The following is a 17,145-nucleotide window of genomic DNA, read 5'->3' on the forward strand; positions in this document are numbered from 1 at the left end:
CTAGTCTTCTCCAGTGGCGGCTGCGCGCGGCGTACTGATGCGCCGCTTGCCGGCGGTACGGATGAAATCGGCAATGCGAACGATGGGCGGCACGTCCGCGTATTTCGCGGCAACCTCGTCGACGCGTTCCTTCAGGCTGCCGGGACCGAAGAATATCTCGCGGTAAGCCGCACGCAGTTTATGGATCGTCTCGCGGCTGAAGCCGCGGCGCTTCAGGCCGATCAGATTCAGCCCGCCCAGATCGCCCTGCGCATCGGACGCACCGAACGGAATGATGTCGTGGCGAACGCCGGCACAGCCACCGACAATTGCCTGCTCTCCGACGCGCGTGTTCTGATGCACGGCGCCAAGGCCGCCGATGAAGACGTTGTCGCCGATCTCGGCATGACCGCCGAGCGTCGCGTTGTTCGCGAAGATTACATTATTGCCGACGATACAGTCGTGGCCGACATGCGCGCCGGTCATCAGCATCACCTTGTCGCCGACCCGCGTTTCCATGCGGCCGCCGGCGGTACCGATATTCATCGTCACGCCTTCGCGGATGTCGCAATCCGCACCTACAATCAGACGCGCGGCCTCGCCCTTATAGTGTACCGATTGCGGCGGGCTTCCGAGGGAAGCGAACGGTTGGATTTTCGCGCGCGGGCCGATGCTGGTATGCCCCTGGATGGAAACATGGGAGAGCAACCGGCATCCGTCTCCAAGCGTTACGTCCGGACCGATTACGCAGTACGGTCCTACTTCAACATCCGCCCCGAGCCTGGCGCCGTCAGCCACACGCGCGCTTGAATCGATCTTTGCCACGCGACCTAGCTCTCAACGATCATTGCGCCGACTTCGGCTTCGCAGACGGTTTCGCCGCGCACTTTCGCATCGCCATTGAACCACCACATCTTCCGGCGCTGCGATTTCTTCTTCATGTGAAAGTGGATGGTGTCGCCGGGAATCACGGGTTTGCGAAACTTCGCCTTGTCCACGGTGAGGAAGAAAACGTTCGGCAGCGTATCGACGTAACCTGAACTGAGCGAGCAGATCGCACCGGCAGTCTGTGCCATCGCCTCGATCAGCAGTACGCCCGGCATCACCGGCCGTCCGGGAAAATGCCCCTGAAAGAACGGCTCGTTGAAGGTGACATTCTTGATGCCGATGCAGGACTCGTCGCCGTTCACTTCGATAATGCGGTCGATCAGCAGAAACGGATAACGGTGCGGAAGAATCCGCAACAGATCGGCGGGTTCGATCGTATTGTCTTTGGAAATTATGCTCATCTCTATTCCGTCGCCATTTTGCCGGTGCTTCGCGTATTCTTAGTACCGGTATCTTACTTGTTGCCGTTCTTCGCGGCGAGACGCTGCAATGCGACCTGCTCGCGGAAAAACTCGCGGATCGGCTTGGCCGGCGCGCCGCACCACTTTTCCCCTGCGGGAACATCGTGCATCACGCCGCTCAGCGCGGCCAGTTGCGCGCCGTCGCCGATAGTCCGGTGATCGGCGATGCCGACCTTGCCGCCGAGCATCACGCGGTCGCCGATGGTTACGCTACCGGACAGACCGACATGGCCCGCGATCAGGCAATAACGGCCGATGGCGACGTTGTGCGCGACCTGCACTAGATTGTCGATCTTGGTGCCCTCGCCGATGGTGGTATCGCGTCCGCCGCCACGATCCACGGTCGTGCCTGCGCCGATTTCGACGTCGTCCTGAATGATCACGCGGCCGACTTGCGGCACCTTCAAATGCGAGCGCCCCGGAATGTAGCCGAAACCGTCCTGCCCGATCCGCGCCCCCGCATGAATGATCACCCGGTCTCCGATCAGTGCATGCGAAATGCTGGCGCCGGGGCCGATGCTGCAATCTCGGCCAATGCGGCAGCCGGGGCCGATCACCGCGTTCGCACAGACCACGGTACCCGCGCCGATCTCGGCATCCGGTCCCACCACCGCGCAAGGATCGACGGTCACGCCGTCTTCGAGGCGGGCGTCTTCATGCACGGAAGCGCCCGGATCGATTCCGCGCACGCCGAACACGGACAGCGGTCGCAGGTCGTCGGGATAGAGCGCGCGCGCTACTTTCACGAACGCCGCGTAGGGATGCGGTGTGATCAGCGCGACCACATCCGGCGGCATTTCCGAAGCGAGTTTCGCGGTCACGAAGCAGGCCGCGGCATCGGTGTTGCGCAGATCGTCGAGATAGTCGGCGTTATCGCAGAAGGTGATGTCTTCGGGACCGGCAATGTCCAGCGGACGTGCACCAGCGATGTGGATTGCGCCGTCGCGTTCGGCTTCGGCAATGCCGGTTAATGCGAGGATTTCGCCGAGTTCAAGCGGGCTGCGCGGACGAAAGAATGATGGCTCGGTCATGCGGAATCGTCCGGCCTTACCCGTCCGCGAAATCCGCAGGACGTTATCCCATCAGAACTTGGTGCCGCCGCCGAAGCGGAAGAACTGCGTCCGGTCGTACGGATCCTTGAGGATCGGCACCGCCAGGTCGAAACGCAGCGGACCGAACGGCGAAGTCCAGATGAAGCTGACGCCGGTCGATGCACGGATCGAGCGCGAGTCGTAGGCGCAAACGCCGCCTGCAACCGTCACGCCGTCGCACATCGCAGGAACGCCGCCCGTGACCGAAGTCGCACCGTCGTAGTTGAACAGCGAACCGACATCCACGAACAGCGCGGTTTTCACGCCGGCTTCCTTCGGCATGAACCAGAGCGGGAATTGAACTTCGCCGGTCAGGCCCCAGTACGTCGTGCCGCCGAGCGCGTCCGGATAGGACAGGTTGGTGTTGAGATCGCGCGGGCCGAAGCCCTGGGTCGCGAAACCGCGCACAAGGTTATGTGAGTTATTGAAGTGGTCGAGGATGCGAAGCTGATCGCTGCCCCACGAGAACACGTGGCCACCTTGCGCGCGCACCATGCCGACGAAATCGCCCGTGATCGGCCTGTAATAGCGCACTTCGCCGGTCGTCTTTACGAACTGCACGTCGCCACCGACGCCCGCAAAATCCTGCGCGAAGGTCGCGTACAGGCCGCTGCTCGGATCGCGGTTATTGTCGAGCGAGTTGTAGGAGAGCGTGTAGCCGACCTGCGAGATCACGACCTGACCGAGCACCTGGCGGATCGCGTTCGAAACTTCGCGCGAGTCGAAACCGTTTGCCTGCAGCGTGGCGAGCGTCTGACCGTTACAGTTCGGATCGTTACTGACGCCGAGGTTGGTGTTGTAGTTGAATGCGCAACCGTCCCTCAGGCCGTCGGCAACCTTGATCTCGCGCTGCATGCCGGTGTAGCGCAGCGCCAGCGTGACTTCTTCGTTCAGTTGCATGCCGAGGCGCAGCGTGCCGCCAACCTGGTCAATGCCGTACTGAACGTAATTGTTCGGCTTGGTTTCCTTGTAGAAGACGTCGAAGCCCGCCGCGAGCCGGTAGTCCATGAAGTACGGCTCGGTGAACGAGAATTCGATGCCCTTCACGCGCTGGCCGTAGGTCAGCGTCAGGCGCACGAACTGGCCGCGACCGAGGAAGTTGCGTTCGCCGATCGTCAACTCGCCGAGTGCGCCGTCCGAGGTCGAATAGCCGCCGGAGATGGAGAACTCGCCGGTAAGCTGTTCTTCCACGTCCACGTTGATGATGACGCGATCCGCAGCCGAACCCGGCTCGTTGGAAACACGAACGGCCTTGAAGTAACCGAGGTTCTTCAGGCGGCGCTCCGCGCGGTCGATCAGCACGCGGTTATACGGATCGCCTTCCTGCAATTCGAACTCGCGCCGAACGACCTGTTCGCGCGTACGGGTGTTGCCGCGTACGTTGATGCGCTCGACGTAAACGCGCGGGCCTTCCTCGACGACATAAACCACGTTGATGCGGCGGTTCTGGAAGTCGCGGTCGCCGCGCGGGCGCACCTGCGAGAACGCGTAACCGCGCTTGGAAAGCTCGATGGTGATCAGCTCGATCGTCTTCTCGACCAGTTCGGCGTTATAGACGTCGCCGCTCGTCGTGCGGACGAGGCTGCGCACCGACGCGGCGTCGAAGTCGCGCACGTTCGAGATCACTTCCACTTCGCCGAAGCGGTACTGCTGGCCTTCGTCGACGGTAAAGGTGAGGACGAACGCGTTGTTATTGCGGTCGAGATCGACATTGGCCGACAGCACGCGGAAGTCGGCATAGCCGTGCTTCAGATACCAGCGACGCAGCAGCTCCTGATCCGCGTTCACGCGGTCCGGATCATAGATGTTGGTGTTGCGCAGGAAGCTGAGCCAGTTGGTCTGCGTCGTGTTGATCACGTCGCGCAGGCGAACCGACGAAAATACGTTGTTACCGACAAAGTTGATCGTCGAGATATTCGTGACCTTGCCTTCGTCGATCTTGAAGATCAGGTCGACGCGGTTGTTCGCGCGATCAATGATCTGCGGTTCGACCTTGACGGCGTAGCGGCCACCGCGGCGATAGACTTCGACGATGCGCTGCACGTCTGCCTGCACGGTCGGAAGAGAGAGCGAACCGCGCGCCTTCGACTGCACTTCGGCGTTCAGCGCGTCGTCCTTGACCCGGCGATTGCCTTCGAACACGACGCGATTGATGACCTTCGCCTCGCGCACGCTGACGACGAGTCGCGTGCCGACATAACGGATCTGAACGTCTTCGAAGATGCCGATGGCGTACAGCGCTTTCAGCGCTTCGTCGATGCGAACCGGATCGGCGCGCTCACCCGGACGGATTTTGACGTAGCTGCGGATGGTGTCGGCGTCGACGCGCGAGTTGCCTTCGACCACGACTGCACTAACGGTCTGCGCGGCGGCCGGCGTCGCGGTAACGAACGCGCTCGCCGCAACGCAACAAACGAGAGCAAGGGCGAGCGAGAACGCTACCCCCAGCTTACGAACGACCCCTACCCGTACGCCGAATTTCATTGCCGCCAATTCCAAAAGCGGCCGACAAGACCGCTCCCCCATCCGCGCGGGAACCCGCACGGAATCTCTTCAGAACTCGACCGGTTTTACAGACTTTCCAGTGGCTTGCAAACGAAGCGGGCAGTTTTTGCCGGCCTTTTCCGGGGTCCGTTGCGCCCATGCCACGCGGCGCAATGCCCTACCGGAACCGTACTCAAATACCACTGACGAATCCCCCGTCGAAACAAGCGCCCTGCTTCACCCCCAAGATGGCCGGGAGTATGGCAAGCGCCTGTTACCGGGGGATTACCGGCCCAAAAGGGCCGGCAAATCTCAGGTGCGGATGAAAATCTGGAAGATGTCGTTCCAGGTGGCGACGATCATCAGCAGCATGACCATCGCAAACCCGATCCGGAAGCCATATTCCTGCGCCCGCTCGCTCAGCGGACGGCCCCGGACTGCCTCGATGAGATAGAACAAAAGGTGACCGCCGTCCAGCAGCGGGATCGGGAACAGGTTCAGAAGCCCGATGCTGACCGAAAGAACCGCGGTCAGCCGGATCAGGTGCTCAAGCCCGCCGCGAGCGGTGACGTCGCCTGCCACCTGCGCGATGCGGAGCGGCCCGCCAAGCTGATCGATGGATTCCTTCCCGACGAAAATCTTGCCGATGTAGATCATGGTCTGCTCGACCACGAACCAGGTCTCGCTCACGCCCATCTGGAGCGGCGAAATCAGGCCGTAATATTTCCGGAACGTGTCGGCCGGCTCGACATAGGTCGAAAAGCCGAGCATCCCGATCTTCGGATCTTCCTTGCGCGGCTGCGGAGTCGCGTTGACCTTCAGTTGCTTGCCGTCGCGCTCGATGGTGAGCAGCAATTGTTTGCCGGGATTCGCGGAAATCACGCGCACCACGTCGTCGAAGGCTGCGACCTGCGCGCCGTCGATTGCAACGATGCGGTCGCCGCGCTTGAGGCCGGCCTTTTCGGCAGCGCCGCCGGCGATCACGTCGCCTACCCGCGAGGGCCAGCGCACGATGCCGATGTCGCCAAGCTTGTGCACGACGCCGCGCTCGATCACTTCGCGCGTGCCGGGCGTAACCGTGAAGGTGAGAAGCTGGTTTTTGCGCTCGACCACGAATTCCAGCGGACGGCCGGAGTTCGGCACGACCGCGCGCATCACGTCCTCGTAGCCGTCAACGCGCTTGCCATCGACCGATACGAACTTGTCGCCGTGGCGGATACCGGCGGCATAAGCCGCACCGTCGGCACGGACGACTTCCGCGACCGGCGTCGAGAGCGTGCGGCCGTAGATGTAGAGCGAACCGGCGAAAATCACGATGGCAAGGATGAAGTTCGCAATCGGACCCGCGGCGACGATGGCCGCGCGGTTACGCACCGGCTGATGGAAGAACGAAACCTTCTTGTCGGCTTCGCTCATTTTTTCGAGCGCCTCGATGTTCGGCGTGCTCGCTGCAGAGTCGTCGCCGTGAAAGCGCACATAGCCGCCGAGCGGGATCGCGGCGAAGCGCCAGCGCGTGCCGTGGCGGTCGTTGAAGCCGAACAGTTCAGGGCCGAACCCGACCGAGAAGGCATCGATCTTCACGCCGCAGCGGCGCGCCACCCAGAAGTGGCCGAGTTCGTGGAAGAAGACGACGACCGTCAGCGCAAACAGAAACGGCAGCAGGTAGCCAAGCAGCCATCCGCCCTTGGCAAGTAACGCCTGTACGAGTTCCATCGCGCCTGAGCCTTTCTGATCCGTTATCGCGTTAGGATGCCTTTGCGGCGAATTGAGGCAAGAGGGTCCGGGCTAAACTTCTCGCCGTATGGTCAACGCCGAGCGCCGCGTTAACCGAAGCAGGCTCGGTAAACAGGCCATCCTGCTGCGCGCGCTCGAGCACCGCCTCGATCAGCGCCGGGATGCCTGTAAACGACAGTCGCCCCTCGCGGAAGGCCTCGATTGCAATCTCGTTCGCCGCGTTAAGGACGGTGGGCGCGCCGCCGCCGGTCCCCATCGCCGCTTTTGCCAGTCCGAGCGCCGGAAACCTGCGCAGGTCAGGTGCCTCGAAATGGAGTGCGCCAGCCTTCGCCAGATCGAGGCGCGGCGCGGTTCGCGCTTTCCGCTCCGGCCAGTCGAGGCAGAACGCAATCGGGATGCGCATGTCCGGTTCGGCAAGCTGCGCGATCACCGCACCGTCGTGAAATTCGACCAGCGCGTGGACCAGCGATTGGGGATGGATCAGCACGTCGAGCTGCGACGGCGCGAGGCCGAACAGGTGATGGGCCTCGATCAGTTCCAGCCCCTTGTTCATCAGCGTCGCGGAGTCGATGGAGACCTTAGCGCCCATCGACCAGTTCGGATGCTTCACCGCCTCTTCCGGCGTGACGAAACGAAGCCGCTCGGCGCTATAGGTGCGGAACGGTCCGCCGGACGCGGTGAGCGTCACTTTCGCGACCGTGTCATGCGCGCCGCAGGCGAGCGCCTGAAACACTGCATTGTGCTCGGAGTCGACCGGCAACAATGTTGCCTTGTGCTCCTGCACCGCCGCCATGAACAACCTGCCCGCGGTCACAAGGCATTCCTTGTTGGCAAGCGCGACGGTGCGGCCTTGTGCGAGCGCGGCAAGCGTCGGCTCCAGTCCGGCAGCGCCTGCGATGGCCGCAACGACAAGATCGCTGTCAACGCTTGCTGCTTCGGCAACGCCTCCGGCTCCCGCGAGTACGCGCGTGCGGCTCCCCGACAAAGCGTCTTTCAATTCGGCATGGCACTTCTCGTCCGCGATGGCGGCAATTTCCGCGTCGAACTCGCGCGCAAGCGCGGCGAGCTTTTTCGCGTCCCGATGCGCAGTCAGCGCAACCACGCGGTAGTGCGAAGGATCGCGGCGGAAAAGATCGAGCGCGCTGGCGCCGATGGAGCCGGTCGCGCCGAGAATACTAACGCGCTTCACCATTGCAGCAGGCCCCGCGCGGGTTCGGGTACCCCGCCATGCGCAATGCCGATCAGCAGCGCCAGCAGTGACGCGGCAATGAAGGCATCGAGGCGGTCCATCAGGCCGCCGTGGCCCGGAATGATGCTGCTGGAATCCTTCTGCCCGCGCGAACGCTTCACATAGGATTCGAAAACGTCACCGGCCTGCGAGAACGCCGACACCAAAGCTGCGATGACGATGTGCATGACCGAGAATGTCGCGGTCGCGTATAGCGCGACCACCATGCCGCCGAGCGCGCCGAAAACGAGGCCGCCGATTGCGCCCGACCAGGTTTTGCCGGGGCTGATGTTCGGCACCAGTTTCGCCCCACCAAATGCCTTTCCTACGAAGTATGCGGCAATGTCCGTCAGCCACACCACGGCATAAATCCAGATCGCAGCGTAGAGACCGAACTTCGCGTCCTCGCGCAGCAGCACGATCGGCAAAAATGCGAGCGCGCCATACACGATACCCGCGCCCGCCCATGTGCGTTGCTCCATGTTCGCGGCGCGCACCAGCAGGCCGATGATGAGGACACCCGCCAGCGCCGCGGCAACCGCGAGCGCCGGCAATTTCACGCTGAGCAGCACCGCGACCGTGACGACCGCCAGCGCGCCCGCGCCGAGCACGGTCGTGCGCGGACTGACCTGCATCAGCGTCGCCCACTCGAACCAGATACCCGTGCCCGCAATCGCCCAGAACAGGAGAAACGGAAAACCGCCGTACCAGGTCGCGGCGAGCGCCAGCAGGCCGAGCGCGACCGCGGACGGCACGCGCCGTTTCAGATCGGCTGCGAGTGTCGAGTCCGCCATTTCTACGCGCCCGCCCGTGCGGTCAGACCGCCGAAGCGCCGCTCGCGGCGCGCGAATTCCTCAAGCGCTGCTTCGAGCGCGGCGCGGTCGAAGTCGGGCCAGTGTACCGGCGTGAACACGAACTCCGCATAGGCCGCCTGCCACAGCAGGAAATTCGAGAGCCGCATCTCGCCGCTGGTGCGGATGATGAGGTCGGGGTCAGGGATATCGTGCGTCTCCAGCCTGCCAGCCACCGCTGCCTCGTCGATCTGTTCGAGGCGAAGCGCTCCGCGCGAAACTTCCGCCGCGAGCTTGCGCGCCGCTTTCGCGATTTCCTGCCGCGCGCCGTAGTTGAACGCGATGACGAGCGTCGGCCCCTTGTTCTCTTTCGTGAGTTCTTCCGCCTCGACCAGCAATGCACGGATGTCAGGCTTCAACGTCTCGCGCTCGCCGATTACGCGCACGCGCACGTCGTTCTGGTGAAGCTCCGCGAGGTCGTTGCGGACGAAGCGTTTCAGCAGGCCCATGAGGTCGCTGATTTCGTCTGCGGGCCGCGTCCAGTTCTCGGCGCTGAAACTGTAGATCGTGAGATAGCGGATGCCGAGTTCGCCCGCGGCTTTCACAATGCCGCGCAGCGCCTCGACGCCACGGCGGTGTCCTTCGCGGCGCGGCAGCCCGCGCGCCGCGGCCCAGCGGCCGTTACCGTCCATGATGATGGCGACATGAACCGGTGGCGCGGAAACGCCGGCTTTCCGGATTGGCGCGGCGTCTGGCATCGACATCCGGTGTCCCCGTCAGACCGACAGGATTTCCTTTTCCTTTTGCGCCAGCATCTGATCGACGTCCGCGATGGCAGCGTCGGTCGCTTTCTGTACGTCCGCTTCGTGGCGCTTGGTCTCGTCTTCCGAAACGTGACCGTCCTTTTGCGACTTTTTCAGGAGGTCGATGCCGTCGCGCCGCACATGGCGGATCGCGACCTTCGCGGCCTCCGCATATTTGTGTGCGACCTTCACCAGCTCCTTGCGGCGTTCCTCGTTGAGATCGGGAATGCGCAGGCGAATAACCTGCCCTTCGGTATTCGGGTTGAGGCCGAGGTTGGAATCGCGGATCGCTTTTTCGACTGCGCTCACCACCGACTTGTCCCAGACCTGAATCGAAATCAGGCGCGGCTCCGGAATGGCGACGGTCGCGACCTGCGACAGCGGCATGTTGGAGCCGTAAGCCTCGACCGTGATCGGCTCGACCAGCGAGGGCGTCGCGCGGCCGGTGCGAAGTCCCGCAAGCTCGCCCTTCAGTACGCCGTGCGTGGCCTGCATGCGCCGCTTGAGGTCTGCGAGATCGAACGCTTGCGCTGCCATGTTTCTTCTTCCGGTTTCTTGAAGGCCGCGAGGCCGGGTGTTCGTAAACTTAGGCCGTTACGATCGTGCCGCGCGAGGGGTCGGCAATCGCCGCGGAGATCGCTCCCGCGTCCTTGATCGAGAACACGATTATCGGCAGCTTGGCGTCTCTCGCAAGGGCGAACGCGGCAGCGTCCATCACCTTGAGATTCTTCGATAAAGCGTCACTGTGGGTCAGGGTCTTGAAGCGCTTGGCCTTCGGATTCCGGTTCGGATCGGAATCGTAGATTCCATCCACGTCGGTCGCCTTGAAGATCGCCTGGCAGTTCAGTTCGGCGGCGCGCAATGCGGCGGCCGTATCGGTCGTGAAGTACGGATTGCCGGTACCACCCGCGAGCACCACGATGCGGCCTTCGGAGAGGTCCTTGATGGCGGGCTGACGAGCGTAGGGCTGGCACACGGTCGGCATATCGAGCGCCGAGAACGCGCGGGCCGGCGCGCCCGCCGCTTCGATTGCGCGCTCCAGCGCGAGCGCGTTGATGACCGTCGCCAGCATGCCCATCTGGTCGGCGGTCGCGCGCGGCATGCCGGTGGTGGCGAGTTCAGCGCCGCGCAGGATGTTACCGCCGCCGACGACGACTGCGATTTCCGTACCCGCCTTGCGCGCCTTCGCGAGATCCTTGCCGATGCGTTCCAGCGTTTTGGGGTCGAGACCGAAATCGCGGCCGCCCATCAAAGCTTCGCCCGAGACTTTGACGAGTACCCGGGCGAAACGTTTCTTGGACATGGATGAAGCTCTTTAGGCTTTTCCGCCCGCGGCTGCGACTTCCGCGGCGAAGTCCTGTTCCTGTTTCTCGACGCCTTCGCCGAGCGCGAAACGGACGAAGCCTTTCACGGCAATCGGTCCGCCCACCTTGCCTTCCGCTTCCTTCAGCGCCTGTGCGACCGACTTCGAGGGATCGTGCACGAACGGCTGATCGAGCAGCGTGACTTCCTTGTAGAAGGTCTTGAGGCCGCTATCGACGATTTTCTCGATCACGTTGTCGGGTTTTCCAGAGGCACGTGCCTTCTCGGCGAGCACGCCGCGCTCGCGCTCGACGGCGCTGGCGTCGATGCCCTTGGCATCGACCGCAAGCGGGTTCGCAGCGGCGATGTGCATCGCAACCATTCGGCCGAGCCGCGTCAGCTCGGTAGCGTCGCCCTTCGACTCCAGCGCAACCAGTACGCCGATCTTGCCGAGGCCGTCCGAGATCGCACCATGCATGTACTGGCCGATCACGCCCTCGCCGACCGAAATCTCGGCCGCGCGGCGGAAGGTCATGTTTTCGCCGATGGTGGCGATGGCCGAGGTGATCGCTTCCTCGATGGTCGAGGAACCGGCCTTCACGGCCTTGAGCTTTTCGACGTCGGTGCCGTTGTGGAGCGCCGCCTGTGCGATCAGCTTCACGAGGCCCTGGAAGTGGTCGTTGCGCGCGACGAAATCGGTCTCGGAGTTGACCTCGACGACCACGCCCTTCTTGCCCTCGACGGCGATGCCGACGAGGCCTTCAGCCGCCACGCGGCCGGACTTCTTTGCAGCCTTCGACAGGCCCTTCTTGCGGAGCCAGTCGACGGCGGCCTGCACGTCGCCATTGGTTTCTTTGAGCGCGGCCTTGCAGTCCATCATGCCGGCGCCCGAGAGTTCGCGCAGTTCCTTGACCGCGCTCGCGGTGATTTCAGCCATTTCGTTTCTCCGTTCGCCTGTGCGGCGCGGTTATTCGTCGGCGGACAGCTTCTTCGCCTGCTCGATCCAGCCCGCGACGCGCGCGGGCAGACGGACCTCTTCGCCCACGCGATGCGCGTCGGCTTGGGTCAGTTCGGCGATCTGCGAATAGTGGAAGATGCCGAGATCGTTGAGCTGTTTTTCGACGTCCGGGCTGACGTGGCCGAGCTTCTTGAGATCGTCCGGCGCGCCGCGCGGACCCGGCAGCGGCTCGAGCTTTTCCCATTCCGTGGCAGCGGCGGGAATTGCCTCTGCCATCGGCTTTTCGGCAGCGCCGAGATCGACGCCGGCTTCACCCTGCGCGCGGGAAATGCCGTCGATCACCGCCTTCGAGATCAGGTCACAGTAGAGGCTGATGGCGCGGGTGGCGTCGTCGTTGCCCGGGATCGGATAGGTGATGCCATCGGGATCGCAGTTGGTATCGACGATTGCCGCAATCGGAATACCGAGACGGCGCGCTTCCTTGATCGCGATGTCTTCCTTATTCGTGTCGATCACGAACAGGAGGTCGGGGATGCCGCCCATGTCGCGGATGCCGCCGAGCGCGGTTTCCAGCTTTTCTTTCTCGCGCGAAAGCGTGAGCTTTTCTTTCTTGGTGTAGCCGCCGGACTCGTTGGAATTCAGCATCTCTTCGATCTTCTTCAGACGCGCGATCGAGTTCGAGATGGTTTTCCAGTTGGTCAGCGTGCCGCCAAGCCAGCGCGAATTGACGAAATACTGCGCGCTCTTCTTCGCGGCATCGGCGATAGAATCTGCCGCCTGCCGCTTGGTGCCGACGAACAGCACGCGGCCGCCCTTCGCGACCGCATCGGAGACCGCCTGCAACGCGCGCGTAAGCGCGGGCACGGTCTGCGCGAGGTCGATGATGTGAATGTTGTTGCGGGTGCCGAAGATGTACGATTGCATCTTCGGATTCCAACGATGGGCCTGATGGCCAAAGTGGACGCCAGCTTCCAAAAGCTGACGCATGCTGTAATCGGGCAGCGCCATTTCCAAACTCCGGTTTGCCTCCGCGAGCCGCACAAGGCGTCATGCCTTGCACCGGATGATCCCTCTCGGGATCGATTAGCTCGCGTGCGAGATGGCGAGGCTTATAGGCGCTGCTGCTGGCCCGCGCAAGAAAATGTCCGCGCGGCAGGAATCTTGTCTAATATATTGATATTATTACGCTTCTTGGACTTCTAGCACGCCGGGCATGCTACGCAGGATACCCGCCATCCGCGGCGATACGGGGTAGCGGCCCGGCAGGCGCACCTGCACCTCGGCGGAATCGTCGTCCAGCGCGATGATCATGCTGACTTCGCCTTTGGCCTCGTTGGCGTCCGCTTTGCCGTTGCCATTCCCGTTGCCGCCGTTCTCCAGCCGCTTCGCGATCTGGTCGATGGAGGCTTCCGGTTGCACGCGGAGCAAAAGCCCGCGCTGACTTTGCGCGGCGACCTTCTCCAGCGACTCCGCTCCATAGATTCGGAGCCGCACTTCGTCGCCCTGTACATCAGCGCCGAGTTGCAGGAGCACCGCATTGCCCGGCTCCAGCAGCTTCTGGTGCTGCACCAGACCTTCCTGAAAGATCACCGCCTCGAAATGGCCGGTTGCATCGGAAAGGCGGATATTGGCCATGCGCGCGCCTGCTTTCGTGCGCCGTTCCTGCCGGGACACCACTGTCGCCGCCAGCCTTCCCGCCGCCGCGCCCGCGCGCACGCTCTGGACGAACTCGACATAGGACTGGATGTTCAGGCGCTTCAGCGTATTCGCGTAATCGTCGAGCGGATGGCCGGTGAGGAAGAACCCCGCCGCATCGAACTCGCGCGCAAGACGCTCGGTCGGCAGCCACGGCTCGGCTTCGGGTAACCGCAACGCGCTTGCGGCCGCGGGTCCCCCGAACAACTCATTCTGGCCGGAAGCGCGGTCCTCGCCGCGCCTTTGCGCATGACGCAGGATCGCTTCGGCGGAAGCAAAAACCCTCGCACGGTTCTTCTCCAGTTCGTCGAACGCACCCGCGCCAGCGAGGCTCTCCAGCATCCGCTTGTTGATCGCGCGCGGATCGACTCGGTTCGCAAAGTCGGAGAGATCCTTGAATGGCTTATCGCCGCGCGCCTGCACGATGGCTTCCACTGCCTGCCCGCCGACGCCTTTCAACGCCGCAAGCGAATAGAAGATCGTATTGCCGGACACCTCGAACGCCTTGCCGGAGCGGTTGACCGAAGGCGGCTCGACCTTGATGCCGAGCCGTTGCGCCTCGCGGCGGAATTCCGAGAGCTTATCGGTATTGCCGGTGTCCAGCGTCATCGACGCGGCCATGAACTCGACCGGATAGTTCGCTTTCAGGTAGGCGGTCTGATACGCGACCAGCGCGTAGGCAGCGGCGTGGCTCTTGTTGAAGCCATAGTCCGCGAACTTCGCGAGCAGGTCGAAGATCGCATTGGCCTGCGACTTGTCGATGCCCTGCTCGACCGCGCCTTTCACGAAGCGGTCCTGCTGCGCGGCCATTTCCTTCTTGATCTTCTTGCCCATCGCGCGGCGCAGAAGATCGGCTTCGCCGAGCGAATAGCCCGCGAGCACGCGCGCGGCTTCCATCACCTGTTCCTGATAAACGATGACGCCGAAGGTTTCTTTCAGCACCGGCTCCAGCTTGGGATGGATATATTCGGGCTTCTCCTTGCCGAGCTTGCGGAAACAGTAGGTCGGAATATTCGCCATTGGGCCGGGACGATAGAGCGCAACCAGCGCGATGATGTCCTCGAAGCGATCGGGCTTCATGTCGGCCAGCGCGCGCCGCATGCCCTGACCTTCGACCTGGAACACGCCGACGGTTTCGCCGCGCGCCATCATCTCGTAGGTCTTCTTGTCGTCGAGCGGAATCTTGTCGATGTCCACGTCAACGCCGCGCTGTTTCAGCAGCTCTGTCGCGGTGCGGATGACGGTGAGCGTCTTCAGGCCGAGGAAGTCGAACTTCACAAGGCCTGCCGCCTCCACCCATTTCATGTTGTACTGGGTGACCGGCATGTTCGAACGCGGATCGCGATAGAGCGGGATCAGTTCGCCGAGAGGACGGTCGCCGATCACGATACCGGCCGCATGCGTCGAAGCGTGGCGGTGCAAGCCTTCCAGTTTTAACGCGATGTCGAACGCGCGTTGCACGATTGGTTCCTGCTCGGCGGCAGCCTGCAACTGCGGGTCGCCGTCGATCGCCATTTTCAGCGTGACCGGGTTGGTCGGGTTGACTGGAACCAGTTTGCATAGCCGGTCGACATGCCCATAGGACATTTCCAGCACGCGGCCCACGTCGCGCAACACACCGCGCGCCTGTAGCGAGCCGAAAGTGATGATCTGCGCGACCATCTCGCGCCCGTAGCGCTCCTGCACGTAACGGATCACTTCGTCGCGGCGGTCCTGACAGAAGTCGATGTCGAAGTCTGGCATCGACACGCGTTCCGGGTTCAGGAAACGCTCGAACAGCAAACCGAAGCGGATCGGATCGAGATCGGTGATCCGCAACGCATAGGCGACCAGCGAACCCGCACCGGAGCCGCGGCCCGGCCCGACCGGAATATTCTTGTTCTTGGCCCAAACGATGAAGTCGGCGACGATCAGGAAATAACCCGCGTACTTCATCTTCTCGATCACGCTCAGCTCGAATTCGAGCCGCTGGCGATAATCCGCTTCGGTCTGGCCTTCGGCAGGACCGAAGGCTTTCAGGCGTGCGCGCAATCCATCTTCCGCCTGCCTGCGCAGTTCGGCGGATTCGTCGGCTTTCTTGTCTCCGAAATGCGGCAGGATCGGCTTGCGTTGCGTCGGCCGATACGCACAACGCCGCGCGATCTCCATGGTCGCGCTGATCGCTTCCGGCAAATCCGCGAACAATGCAGCCATTTCTTCACGCGACTTGAAATAGTGTTCCGGCGTGAGTTGCCGCCGGTCGCTTTCCGCCACGCGGCGGCCTTCCGCAATCGCAAGCAGTGCGTCCTGCGCTTCGTAGTCGTCGCGCGTCGCGAAGAACGGTTCGTTGGTTGCGACCAGTGCAATGTCGAGTTCGTCCGCAAGCGCAAGCAACGCAGGCTCAGCGCGCATTTCCTGCGGCGTACGGTGACGCTGCAATTCTATATAAAGCCTGTCGCCGTAGATGGCGGCGAGGTTTTCGAGCCGCGCACGCGCAAGCTCGGGGCGGTCGATGATGAAGCGATCAACCGGGCCATTCGGCCCGCCGGTCAGCGCGATCAGTCCTTCGCTATATTGCGCGAGCCAATCGCCCTTCACATGCGCGGTTTCGTTGTCGCCGCTATCCATGAAGCTGCGCGAGGTCAGCGTCATCAGGTTGCGGTAGCCCTGTTCGCTCGCGGCCAGCAGCACGATGCGCGGCAATTCAGGCGGCTGCGCGCCCGTGCGCAGCGGAGGCTCGTCGCCGAAGACAACCGCCAGCGCACAGCCGACGATGGGCTGCACGCCCGCGTCCCACATCTTCTCGGAGAATTCGAGCGCGCCGAACAGGTTTCCGGTATCGGTCAGCGCCAGCGCAGGCTGGCGGTCACCCGCAGCGAGCTTCGCAAGGCGCGCGATGGGCAGCGCACCTTCGAGCAGCGAGTAAGACGAGTGGAGATGGAGATGAACGAAACCGGGCTTCACGGAAGGCACTCTCGATTCTGAAAAAATGAATGGTGCGCCGCGTAGACGGCTGCGTAAACCTTCAAAAAAGCAACGCACAGGCGACTGTGGATACTATTCCAGTTCCACCAGTTTACCGTCGCGCAGCGTCACGCGCCGCGTCATGCGCGCGGCGAGATCGAGGTTATGGGTCGCGATCAATGCCGCAAGTTTGGTCGCGGAAACCAGTTTGGAGAGCGTATCGAATACATGCTCGCCGGTTTTCGAGTCCAGATTTCCGGTCGGCTCGTCCGCGAGCAGGAGCCGGGGCGCATTGGCAACCGCGCGGGCAATCGCGACGCGCTGCTGCTCGCCGCCCGAGAGTTCCGACGGGCGGTGATCGAAACGTTCTCCGAGGCCGAGAAATTTCAGAAGTTCCTTGGCGCGTGCGCTCGCCTCACCGCGGTCCAGCCCCGCGATCATTTGCGGCAGCACGACATTCTCGACCGCGTTGAATTCGGGAAGCAGGTGGTGAAACTGATAGACGAAACCAATGTCGGTACGCCGCAGCGCCGTACGGGCGCCGTCCGACAACCGCGCGGTCGGCTTGCCGTTGATGAAGATTTCCCCGCTGTCCGGATGCTCCAGCAAACCGGCCAGATGGAGGAGCGTGGATTTACCCGCGCCCGACGGCGCAATCAACGCAACCGACTCTCCCGGCCAGATCGAAAGCATCACGCCGCGCAGGATTTCGAGGACAGAGTCGCCCTGCCGGTAGCCGCGTTCGACTGCTTCAAGATGGAGCGCCGGCGTTTCTTTTGCCATTCCGC

14 protein-coding genes are annotated in these 17,145 nt (G+C 62.9%); all 14 read right to left on the bottom strand.

Annotation, left to right across the window (positions count from 1 at the left end):
• Nucleotides 1-804 carry an acyl-ACP--UDP-N-acetylglucosamine O-acyltransferase gene (gene lpxA / locus KF794_07220; GenBank protein ID QYK46452.1) on the bottom strand — a complete coding sequence of 268 codons (804 nt, stop codon included), beginning with the start codon at nt 802-804 and terminating at the stop codon, nt 1-3.
• A gap of 5 nt (nt 805-809) precedes the next feature.
• Entirely contained in the window at nt 810-1,268 is a 459-nt protein-coding gene (gene fabZ / locus KF794_07225; protein ID QYK46453.1) for a 3-hydroxyacyl-ACP dehydratase FabZ, read from the bottom strand.
• Between the two features lie 53 nt (nt 1,269-1,321).
• Nucleotides 1,322-2,359, bottom strand: a complete 1,038-nt coding sequence (lpxD, locus tag KF794_07230; GenBank protein QYK46454.1) for a UDP-3-O-(3-hydroxymyristoyl)glucosamine N-acyltransferase — start codon at nt 2,357-2,359, stop codon at nt 1,322-1,324.
• A 51-nt stretch (nt 2,360-2,410) separates the two neighbouring features.
• Entirely contained in the window at nt 2,411-4,903 is a 2,493-nt protein-coding gene (gene bamA / locus KF794_07235) for an outer membrane protein assembly factor BamA (protein ID QYK46455.1), read from the bottom strand.
• Between the two features lie 312 nt (nt 4,904-5,215).
• Nucleotides 5,216-6,616: an RIP metalloprotease RseP gene (gene rseP, locus KF794_07240; GenBank protein ID QYK46456.1), complete on the bottom strand. Its 1,401-nt coding sequence runs from the start codon at nt 6,614-6,616 to the stop codon at nt 5,216-5,218.
• A 31-nt stretch (nt 6,617-6,647) separates the two neighbouring features.
• Entirely contained in the window at nt 6,648-7,829 is a 1,182-nt protein-coding gene (locus tag KF794_07245) for a 1-deoxy-D-xylulose-5-phosphate reductoisomerase (GenBank protein QYK46457.1), read from the bottom strand.
• Nucleotides 7,823-8,659: a phosphatidate cytidylyltransferase gene (locus tag KF794_07250; GenBank protein QYK46458.1), complete on the bottom strand. Its 837-nt coding sequence runs from the start codon at nt 8,657-8,659 to the stop codon at nt 7,823-7,825. The genes KF794_07245 and KF794_07250 overlap by 7 nt, the downstream gene beginning before the upstream one ends.
• A gap of 2 nt (nt 8,660-8,661) precedes the next feature.
• Nucleotides 8,662-9,420 carry an isoprenyl transferase gene (locus KF794_07255; protein QYK46459.1) on the bottom strand — a complete coding sequence of 253 codons (759 nt, stop codon included), beginning with the start codon at nt 9,418-9,420 and terminating at the stop codon, nt 8,662-8,664.
• Between the two features lie 12 nt (nt 9,421-9,432).
• Nucleotides 9,433-9,996, bottom strand: coding sequence for a ribosome recycling factor (frr, locus tag KF794_07260; GenBank protein ID QYK46460.1), 564 nt, complete (start codon nt 9,994-9,996; stop codon nt 9,433-9,435).
• 49 nt (nt 9,997-10,045) lie between these two features.
• Nucleotides 10,046-10,762 carry a UMP kinase gene (gene pyrH / locus KF794_07265; protein QYK46461.1) on the bottom strand — a complete coding sequence of 239 codons (717 nt, stop codon included), beginning with the start codon at nt 10,760-10,762 and terminating at the stop codon, nt 10,046-10,048.
• 12 nt (nt 10,763-10,774) lie between these two features.
• Nucleotides 10,775-11,698 carry an elongation factor Ts gene (locus KF794_07270; protein QYK46462.1) on the bottom strand — a complete coding sequence of 308 codons (924 nt, stop codon included), beginning with the start codon at nt 11,696-11,698 and terminating at the stop codon, nt 10,775-10,777.
• A gap of 30 nt (nt 11,699-11,728) precedes the next feature.
• Nucleotides 11,729-12,727 (bottom strand): 30S ribosomal protein S2, encoded by a 999-nt coding sequence (locus tag KF794_07275; protein ID QYK46463.1) that lies wholly within the window; start codon nt 12,725-12,727, stop codon nt 11,729-11,731.
• A 174-nt stretch (nt 12,728-12,901) separates the two neighbouring features.
• Nucleotides 12,902-16,366, bottom strand: a complete 3,465-nt coding sequence (gene dnaE, locus KF794_07280; protein QYK46464.1) for a DNA polymerase III subunit alpha — start codon at nt 16,364-16,366, stop codon at nt 12,902-12,904.
• 84 nt (nt 16,367-16,450) lie between these two features.
• The gene (locus tag KF794_07285) at nt 16,451-17,140 is read right to left on the bottom strand and encodes an ABC transporter ATP-binding protein (GenBank protein ID QYK46465.1); all 690 of its coding nucleotides are present in this window, start codon (nt 17,138-17,140) and stop codon (nt 16,451-16,453) included.
• Nucleotides 17,141-17,145 lie beyond the last annotated feature (5 nt).

The sequence above is a fragment of the Xanthobacteraceae bacterium genome, from assembly GCA_019454205.1.
In the GTDB taxonomy this organism is placed as follows: domain Bacteria; phylum Pseudomonadota; class Alphaproteobacteria; order Rhizobiales; family Xanthobacteraceae.

Bases quoted from the DNA above. Each gene is read 5' to 3' on its own strand.
- fabZ (QYK46453.1), bottom strand. From the start codon at position 1,268: ATGAGCATAATTTCCAAAGACAATACGATCGAACCCGCCGATCTGTTG.
- lpxD (QYK46454.1), bottom strand. From the start codon at position 2,359: ATGACCGAGCCATCATTCTTTCGTCCGCGCAGCCCGCTTGAACTCGGC.
- bamA (QYK46455.1), bottom strand. From the start codon at position 4,903: ATGAAATTCGGCGTACGGGTAGGGGTCGTTCGTAAGCTGGGGGTAGCG.
- rseP (QYK46456.1), bottom strand. From the start codon at position 6,616: ATGGAACTCGTACAGGCGTTACTTGCCAAGGGCGGATGGCTGCTTGGC.
- KF794_07245 (QYK46457.1), bottom strand. From the start codon at position 7,829: ATGGTGAAGCGCGTTAGTATTCTCGGCGCGACCGGCTCCATCGGCGCC.
- KF794_07250 (QYK46458.1), bottom strand. From the start codon at position 8,659: ATGGCGGACTCGACACTCGCAGCCGATCTGAAACGGCGCGTGCCGTCC.
- KF794_07255 (QYK46459.1), bottom strand. From the start codon at position 9,420: ATGTCGATGCCAGACGCCGCGCCAATCCGGAAAGCCGGCGTTTCCGCG.
- frr (QYK46460.1), bottom strand. From the start codon at position 9,996: ATGGCAGCGCAAGCGTTCGATCTCGCAGACCTCAAGCGGCGCATGCAG.
- pyrH (QYK46461.1), bottom strand. From the start codon at position 10,762: ATGTCCAAGAAACGTTTCGCCCGGGTACTCGTCAAAGTCTCGGGCGAA.
- KF794_07270 (QYK46462.1), bottom strand. From the start codon at position 11,698: ATGGCTGAAATCACCGCGAGCGCGGTCAAGGAACTGCGCGAACTCTCG.
- KF794_07275 (QYK46463.1), bottom strand. From the start codon at position 12,727: ATGGCGCTGCCCGATTACAGCATGCGTCAGCTTTTGGAAGCTGGCGTC.
- KF794_07285 (QYK46465.1), bottom strand. From the start codon at position 17,140: ATGGCAAAAGAAACGCCGGCGCTCCATCTTGAAGCAGTCGAACGCGGC.